Annotated in this window: 1 protein-coding gene and 1 pseudogene; both read right to left on the bottom strand. The window is 63.2% G+C overall.

Annotation, left to right across the window (positions count from 1 at the left end):
• Nucleotides 1–532 (bottom strand): annotated as a pseudogene (locus ACXJL8_RS40245) (methyl-accepting chemotaxis protein); the annotation flags it as partial.
• A gap of 624 nt (nucleotides 533–1156) precedes the next feature.
• Nucleotides 1157–1600, bottom strand: coding sequence for a nuclear transport factor 2 family protein (locus ACXJL8_RS40240; RefSeq protein WP_456620476.1), 444 nt, complete (start codon nucleotides 1598–1600; stop codon nucleotides 1157–1159).
• Nucleotides 1601–1745 lie beyond the last annotated feature (145 nt).

Below are 1745 nucleotides of genomic sequence, written 5' to 3'. Positions count from 1 at the left end.
GCCAGTATTCGAGGTCCGCGACGAGGGCCGCGGTGTCTTCGTCGACGGCTGCGCGCGCCACGTCGACCAGCTTGCCCATCTTGACGGTCAGCTCGTCGCCGCTCGGCAGCAGCGTCGCCTTGCCCGTTCTCGCCTCGTTGACGGCGTCCCCGAGATTGTCACGCAGACTTCGCATTTTGGCGATGTCGTCGACCAGATCGTTGTAGAGCTTCCGCCGCTCCTCGGAGGCCGTCCCCTTCGCCCCGACCTTCAACAGCTCGGTCGCCGCGGCTTCCCGTTCCGAAGCTTCCTTCATCGCAGGCTCGTTGGCGTCGTAGATGTATCGCAGATTGGCCCGCTGGATGGCCTGAAGGTGGGTCGAGATTTCCAGAACCCGCGCCGTGCTGTCCGAAAACGCCGAGAGCTTTGCGACCTGCTCCTGCACGGCCCGCAAATTCCAGACGGCGACCACCGCCATCACGAGACCGACCGCCACCAAGGCCATGAAACCTGCGTACAGGCGTCCCCTGATCCGCAAACGAAATTTCGGCATTCCCACTGTCCACCCAGATGCATGTGAATTCGAGCGGCCGAACGTCCGGCGATCGTCTCCGGCCACCCTGGCAGCCGCGAGTCGTTTCTCGGCGACCTACGCTGCACCGCGGCACAATGGGGGACACTCGTTAATTGAACCTTCTGATTTTTCACCCAAGCGCGCACGGCCCCGCACAAAATCTGCTGATTTTATCGGCAGTTGCGCAAGGTTTTGGCGCAAGCCCCGCAGGCGCATGCAGATCGCTGCACGGAGCGCCCCGATGGACGTTCGTTAGGCTGCTGCCTGCGTCATTTTGCCGGGCGCGCGCGCGACCACGTCCAGCGCGCAGCGCTTCTGGATCGCGGGCGCCGATGCCGGCGCGACCGGGATCGACGCCCGCTCGCCATGGCCGGCCCGTTCTTCATTTCCTCCGGCGGGGCTTATGCAGCTGGTATAAAATCTCCGCCCGGGTCGTCCCGCAATCCTGAAGCTCCCGTTCGGTCATGGCAGTGAGCTGATGCCAGACCCGGAACCGCTCCCGCCGGACCCGCATGATATCCACCAGCGTCCGCCAGGCCCGCGCGACAATCGACGGCTGTGACGGACAGGGTCGGTCGGTGGACGCGACGCCGTTCAATCCGGTCAGCTCACGGCCCTCACGGGTGTTTGCGGAAACGGGCCGAGTGCCTTTTCGGTCAGGATCGAGTCGCAATATTCCCTGATCTCCTTGATCTTGCCGTCCTCCAGCCGAAACACCAGGCAGTAGTCGTTGTCGTAGCGGACCCCCCCGGGCGTGACGTTGTCGCCCTTGGCTTCCACCACGACGATGTCGCCGTCGGCGATGAAGCGGTGGGCGACCGTGCGGGTGCGGTCGACGAGGCGTGTGCGGACATAGCCGTGCAGATCGTTGAGGATCGACTGCTTGCCCGAGAAGGTGCGCGACCAGGAATACTGGCCGGTCACGATCCATTGGGCGTCATCGGCAAGGCTTGCGGCGAACAACGCGCGGTCGCGCGCCGCCGGATCCGGGTTCGCGGCGGCGGCAAAAATGTCCTGCATCAGTTTCTTGTTGGCGCTCGCGCTCATGGCGGCATCTCCGTTTGGTGGCATCACGGAGATCATCGGCGGCGATTGAGAATTCTTCAAATCGATAGCGAATATGATACATATTCACCTCATGAATTTGAATTCGCTCGACCTCAATCTATTGACCGCGCTCGACGCCCTGCTG

The sequence above is a fragment of the Bradyrhizobium sp. P5_C11_2 genome (assembly GCF_054049755.1).
The sequence above is the reverse complement of the archived record's forward strand: the minus strand, read 5'-3'. Positions and strand labels throughout refer to the sequence as shown.